The 6,208-nt window shown below is 64.8% G+C and carries 6 protein-coding genes; 1 reads left to right on the forward strand and 5 read right to left on the reverse strand.

Going from position 1 to position 6,208, the window contains the following annotated elements; all coding sequences use genetic code 11:
- Positions 1-2: 2 nt before the first annotated feature.
- From CTR53_RS12165 to CTR53_RS12175, 3 genes are all read right to left on the reverse strand, one after another.
- A complete protein-coding gene (locus CTR53_RS12165; RefSeq protein WP_290813506.1) occupies positions 3-767 on the reverse strand; it encodes an aldolase/citrate lyase family protein in 765 nt (254 codons plus the stop codon).
- Between the two features lie 5 nt (positions 768-772).
- The gene (locus CTR53_RS12170; RefSeq protein ID WP_290813509.1) at positions 773-1,681 is read right to left on the reverse strand and encodes a hypothetical protein; all 909 of its coding nucleotides are present in this window, start codon (positions 1,679-1,681) and stop codon (positions 773-775) included.
- Positions 1,682-1,800: 119 nt separating this feature from the next.
- Positions 1,801-2,592, reverse strand: coding sequence for a DNA-binding transcriptional regulator (locus CTR53_RS12175; protein ID WP_290813512.1), 792 nt, complete (start codon positions 2,590-2,592; stop codon positions 1,801-1,803).
- 156 nt (positions 2,593-2,748) lie between these two features.
- Here CTR53_RS12175 and CTR53_RS12180 point away from each other — a divergent pair, with 156 nt between their 5' ends.
- A complete protein-coding gene (locus CTR53_RS12180) occupies positions 2,749-3,792 on the forward strand; it encodes an alpha/beta fold hydrolase (protein ID WP_290813515.1) in 1,044 nt (347 codons plus the stop codon).
- An 88-nt stretch (positions 3,793-3,880) separates the two neighbouring features.
- Here the strand turns inward: CTR53_RS12180 and CTR53_RS12185 are convergent, their stop codons facing one another.
- Entirely contained in the window at positions 3,881-5,296 is a 1,416-nt protein-coding gene (locus CTR53_RS12185; protein WP_290813518.1) for an aldehyde dehydrogenase family protein, read from the reverse strand.
- Positions 5,297-5,303: 7 nt separating this feature from the next.
- Positions 5,304-6,065 (reverse strand): SDR family NAD(P)-dependent oxidoreductase, encoded by a 762-nt coding sequence (locus CTR53_RS12190; RefSeq protein WP_290813521.1) that lies wholly within the window; start codon positions 6,063-6,065, stop codon positions 5,304-5,306.
- Positions 6,066-6,208 lie beyond the last annotated feature (143 nt).

A 6,208-nucleotide genomic window follows, 5' to 3' on the forward strand; every position in this document is an offset into this window, starting at 1 on the left:
CGTCAGCCGAGCACGTCGCGCATCTCGGCCAGGCCCTTCATGGCGGCCTGGCGCAGGAAGCCCTGGTCGGAATTGTGAATGAACGTCGTCGCGCCCTGGTCGCGCAGCCATTCGGCCTCGGGCCGGGCACCGACATAGACACTGACCGGCTTGTCCGCCTTGCGCGCTGCCAGACAGATCCTTTCAACGGCCGTGCGGACTTCGGGCGGATTGGGCGTCTCGTTGCCGAACGCCGCCGTCAGGTCGCCCCGGCCAATGAACAGCGAATCGATGCCTTCAACGGCGGCAATCGCGTCGATCTCGTCCAGCGCTTCCGGGTCTTCGATCTGCGCGATCACCGTCACGGCATCATCGGCGGCGCGGATATGCTGCCACATCGGCACGGCGGTATAACCGCCGGCGCGGGTGCTGGTGGCATAGCCGCGACGGCCACCGCGATAGCGACAGAGCGCCGCCACCTCGCGTGCATGTTCAGCGCTGACCACATGCGGCATCAGGATGCCACTGGCGCCGCAATCGAGCACCGACAGAACTGCCTCCGGACCGGAGACGCGCACCAGCGCCGGAATATTGCTGCCGCGTGCCGCCATCAAGGCGATGTCCGTCGTGGTGCGGTCGAACGGTGCATGCTCCTGGTCGATCACCACGAAATCGAAGCCGAGACTGGCGACGATCTCGGTGGCATGACTGGTCGGCGTCTTGAGGAAAGTCCCGACCAGCCTGTCGCCGGCGAGCAGGCGCTGGCGGAAGGAACGCACATCACTCATTTCGCTCACTCAGGCATCGGATAATCGTCGGCGTTCAGCACCCAGCCGGGCTTCAGCGAGAAGTCCATGCGCGGCGGGCAGAACAGGTCGATCAGCTGGTTGAGCCCCTTGCCGCAGGCTTCGGTCGTATGCACCGAGGGCGGCGGGATGACGGCAATCGACGGGCTGCCGCAGAGTTCATGCTGGTCGTCGCGCCAGATATGCTTGTTCGGCGTCCACGGCCAGCGGATGTGGTGAATGAATTCACCTTCCAGCGCCAACGAACCCTGTTCGAAATCGTCGTGGTGATGCGGCGACAGCGTGGTGGGATCGCGCGGCCCCTGACGCGGATCGATATAGTTGATCATCAGGGTCGTGCAGCGCCAGATGCGGCCGAAGCGGCCTTTCTCGGGCGGCACGTCCAGCGTATAGACGCGCAGTTTGAAACCATCCTTCGGGGTCGGCCAGGGCCTGGCCAGCGCCACCATCGGCTTAGGCTCCTGGTAGGACGCGGCATTGATGCACTTCGCCGCGAGATCTGCCGACTGCGTGGTGAACATGCGGACGATGCGGCCGGGTTTGATCACCTTGACGCTCGACCTGCCGGGCGGAATGAAGGCGAGTGAACCGCCCTTTACCGTCTGTGTGCCGTCGGCGGTGGTGATTTCCACTTCCAGCGCCTTGTCGTCCAGGATGATGGCGTATTCGTCGGGCTGGGCGTCGCGCGCCAGCACGGCGCCCGCGACGGTATCGGTGATCGCGATCAGGAAATTCTGCCCGCGCGCATACCAAGTCTTGCCCTCGGGCTCGTCGCGCTGCGGCTCGTCGTAGAAGCGCACATATTCGCAGGCGCCATAGGCGGTGATCGGCACCTTGGGTGTACCGGCCGGTTTCGCGCCGGCCAGACTCGCGCGCGGATCGCTGGGATTGTACACGGCACGCCTCCCTCATCATGCACTATGGGCAAGAGGCCGGATCATACGGAAGGCGGCTGCGGAGAGGACGAAGTTTCCCACCGTGTTTCGTATGGCGGAACGGCAGTCAGGTGCCCGGTTCAGCTTCCCAGGCGGCTGATGCTGCGCGAGATGTTGTCCGCCGCCGAGCGCAGATGCGGCACATAGAGGTCCACGGCCTGGGCGCGCTTCATGGCCGAGGTGAAATAGGTCAGGCCGAGAGTGGCCACCACGCGGTCGCCATCCATCACCGGCACACCCAGGGTGGAGGAGGATTTCGGCTCGACGCCGGGATCGCGTTCAGCGAAACCCTGGCTGCGGATCGCCTGCAGCGCACGCAGCAGCGCCGCCGGCCGGCGCGCCGCGGCATCTTCCCGATCCTTCGAGGCGGACAGCATCTGCAGCAGGATGTTGCGTTCCGCCTGCGGGCAGAAGGCAAGGTAAGCCCGGCCCAGGCTGCGCGAGACCAGGCTGAGCCGCAGCCCGACCGTGCCGTGGAAGGGCGAGATCGGGCTTTCCGGGATGGTGCTGAAGCGGACCGTCATCGCATTCTCGTCCAGCACGGCAATCGCGGCGGGCCATTTGAACCGGCGGGTCAGATCGATGGCCCAGGCGCGGCCGGCTTCTACCACCAGCGGATCGCCATGGAAGCCGCAGCTGAGCGCACGCACCAGCGACGTGACGGAGTAACCGCCCTGGCGCGGATCGTTGGCAACATAGCCTTTCGCGATCAGCGTCTTGAGCAGGCGGACGATGGTCGGCTTGGGCAGGCCGGTCGTGTCATGCAGCTGCTTGATCGACGCGATCTTCTGGCGGTTCAGCGCCTGCAGCAGATCGAGCGCGCGCGTGACCGACTGGACCTGATCGCCAGATGACGGACTGGCCGGGGGCATGGCGTTTCCTCAGAGTGGCTGCCTGTTTCGCATTGTGAAACGCAGGCATGGGGATGGCAAGCGATGCTCGTTCCGGATCGCGAAATGAGCAGAAACTCCCGTGCCGCCCGGCTTCCGGCGCCGATAGGGTCACCCGCATAAACGGGAGGAACTCACATGCGTTGGACACAGCTCAAGCTGCCGGCCGCAGCACTGGTATTCGCCGCTCTCACCCAGGCCGCCTGCACCCAGACCACAGCAAAACCACCGATCATCCTCGACTCCACCGGCGCCTATGAAGTCGGCGGCAAGATGATCTCGAATCCGAAGAATCCGAACGAGACGCTGTCCTGCGATCACGGCTATGTCGAATATTTCATTCCGCAGAAGCGCCGCCAGACCGGCCTGATCATGTGGCACAGCTCCAGCACCAAGGTGTGGGAGAACCGCTGGGATGGCGGCGAAGGCTTCAAGAGCATGTTCCTGCGCAAGGGCTATCCGGTCTATCTGTGGGATGGTCCGCGCGTCGGCCGCGCCAACTGGAGCTGCGAGCCGATCACCTACAAGCCGGACTATTTCGACCAGCGCAATTTCGCCGCCTGGCGGTTCGGCATCACCTATCCGAACTGGCATCCGGGCCTGCAATTCCCGACCGCCGACAAGGAAGCCTGGAACCAGGCGACCCGCGCCCGCTATGACGAATACGACACGCTGGAGAATGCCCTGCTGCAGGCCGAGGCCGGCGGCCAGGCCATCGACCGCATCGGGCCTGTCGTGGCGCTGACCAATTCGGCCGGCGGCTGGCGCGCATTGCTCTCGGCCCTGAAAGCCAACAGCAGCAACATGAAGGGTATCGTCGCCTATGAGACGCCGGGCTTCGTCTTCCCGATCGGCGAAGGCCCGGCACCGCAGCCGAAAGCGCCCTATGGCCCGCATTCCGTGCCGCTGGCCGAGTTCATGAAGCTGACCAAATTCCCGATCCAGCTGGTGTTCGGCGACTACACCGATACCCGCCCGATCTGGAAAAACTCTGCCGAAGTGGCAAGGACCTTCTGCGGCATCGTCAACAAACATGGCGGCGACTGCGAGGTGCTGATGCTGCCGGATGCCGGACTGAAGGGCAATTCGCATATCGCGTTCGCCGATCTCAACAACGAGGCGGTGGCTGACGAGCTTTCCAAGTGGCTGGGCCGCAAGGGCCTGGACAAGTTCGCCAACTGAAAAAAGACGCCGGCACTTCGGGTGAAGTGCCGGCGTTCAGTGGGAGGTTCCAGCGACCGCGTAGGCCGGCCGCTGGCCGAAAATGCCGTCAGCCCAGAATCGCCTTCACCTCAAGATATTCCTCGAAACCGAAAATGCCGAATTCGCGCCCGTTGCCCGACTGCTTGTAGCCGCCGAACGGCAGGCTGCGGTCAAACGGCGCGCCATTGAGATAGACGCGGCCGGCGCGAATGCGGTTGGCCACCTTGCGGGCATGGTCGCGGTCTTTCGACTGCACGAAACCAGCCAGACCAAACGGCGTGTCGTTGGCGATTTCGATGGCCTCGTCTTCGCTGTCGTAACTGATGATCGACAGGACCGGGCCGAAAATCTCTTCGCGCGCAATCCGCATCTGTGGCGTGACATCGCCGAACACGGTCGGGCGCACATAATAGCCGCGATTGATCTCGGCCGGACGTCCGGCGCCACCGGCAACGAGCGTCGCGCCCTCGTCGATCCCCGACTGGATCAGTGCCTGGATCTTGTCGAACTGGGACTGACTCACCATCGGACCCAGCGTGGTGGCGGGATCGAGCGGATCGCCCAGCCGCACGGCATCCACCGCCTGGCGCGCCGCCGCAAAGGCCGCGTCGCGTTGCGCGCGCGGGATCAGCATGCGGGTCGGCGACTGGCAGTTCTGGCCGCCATTGGTGTAGCAGGCATGGACGCCCTGAATGACGGCGGCCTTCAGATCGGCATCGGGCAGGATGATGTTGGCCGACTTGCCGCCCAGTTCCTGCGCCACGCGCTTGACCGTATCGGCCGCGAGTTTGGCAACGCGAATGCCGGCTGCGGTCGAGCCGGTGAAGGAGACCATGTCGATTTCGGGATGCGATGCGATGGCCTCGCCCACGTTCGGCCCGTCGCCGTTGACCAGATTGAACACGCCGGCCGGCAACCCGGCCTCATGCAGGATCTCGGCGAACAGCAGCGCGCTGAGCGGCGCGATCTCGCTTGGCTTGAGCACGACGGTGCAGCCGGTGGCCAGGGCAGGCGCCACCTTGGAGGCGACCTGGTTGAGCGGCCAGTTCCACGGCGTGATCAGCCCGCAGACACCGATCGGCTCGCGGCGGATGACGCCCGGACCCATCGGCTCTTCAAACTTGTACGCCTCCAGCACGCGCACCACTTCCTCGAAATGGAAAAGTGCGACTGTCGCCTGGCGTTCGGTGGCGAAGGTGATCGGCGCGCCCATTTCCAGCGTCATGGTCCGCGCCAGTTCGGGCAGGCGCGCCTTGAAGCCGGCGACGATCCTGCGCAGATAGCCCAGCCGCGTCTCGACGCTGGTGAGTGAGTAAGTCGCGAAGGCACGCCGGGCGGCTTTGGCGGCGCGGTCGACATCCTGCTGCGAGCCCAGACTGATCTTCGCAAAAATCTCTTCGGTGGCCGGATTCTGCACGCCCAGCGATATGGGGATGGCCGGATCGACCCAGGCACCGTCGATATAGAATTTCAGCTTGTCCATGCCGTCCTCAGAGATGCCGGCCTTCGTCCACCGGCACGATAATTCCGGTCGAACTGGTCAGACTGACGATACAGGCGATGGCGGCGCGCGCGACATCGTCCGGCGTGGTGACATGCGCCAGCGGCAGCTTCTCGGCGGTTTTCACCAGTGTCTCGCGGCTGCGGCCCGGCACAAAATCGGTATCCACCCCGGCCGGCGACACCGAGAAAACACGGATGCGCGGCGCCAGCACCTTGGCAAGCGCAATGGTGAGCGCATCGACGCCGGCCTTGGCCGAGAGATAGGCCAGGCTGCTGCCCAGCCCGGTGCGGGCGGCGATGGACGAGATATTCACGATGGCTGCGCTACTGCCGCGTTCCAGCAGCGGGCGGAAGGCGCGAATCACCGCGAAAGGCCCGCGCAGGTTGACCGTGACGGTGCGGTCGAAAATCTCGTCCGTCAGCCTGTCGAGATCGGCAGCCGGCACCGGCGTGGTGGCGCCGCCGGAATTGACCAGCGCATCCAGACGTCCGAAACGCTCCTCGACGGCCTTCACTGCCGCCGAGATCGAGGCGGAGTCCTCGATGGCGATGCGCAGCGCCATATGTCCGCTGCCCGGCAGCTCCGCGACCACCGCTTCCGCCTGCTCCCTGCGGCTGTTGTAGCCGACGATGACAGCAGAGCCGAGGGCGGCAAGGCGCGCTGCCGTCGCCCTGCCGATACCGCTGCTGCCGCCGGTGACAAGCGCAACCTTGGGAACGGGGAGCGCGGGAATCTCGATACCGGTCACTGACTGTCCTTATCTCAAGTTTGGCCTTACATCTCGATCTTGGCGGCTTCGATCACTGGCTTCCACTTGGTGAGTTCGGCCTTGATGAAGGCCTGGAGATCTGCGGGCGAACCGCCGACGCCTTCCAGGGTATTCTGGTCGAG

It is taken from the genome of Ferrovibrio sp. (genome assembly GCF_002796975.1).
GTDB lineage: Bacteria > Pseudomonadota > Alphaproteobacteria > Ferrovibrionales > Ferrovibrionaceae > Ferrovibrio.

Coding starts and splice junctions, on each gene's coding strand:
- CTR53_RS12165 (WP_290813506.1), bottom strand. CDS start 767: ATGAGTGATGTGCGTTCCTTCCGCCAGCGCCTGCTCGCCGGCGACAGG.
- CTR53_RS12175 (WP_290813512.1), bottom strand. CDS start 2,592: ATGCCCCCGGCCAGTCCGTCATCTGGCGATCAGGTCCAGTCGGTCACG.
- CTR53_RS12180 (WP_290813515.1), top strand. CDS start 2,749: ATGCGTTGGACACAGCTCAAGCTGCCGGCCGCAGCACTGGTATTCGCC.
- CTR53_RS12185 (WP_290813518.1), bottom strand. CDS start 5,296: ATGGACAAGCTGAAATTCTATATCGACGGTGCCTGGGTCGATCCGGCC.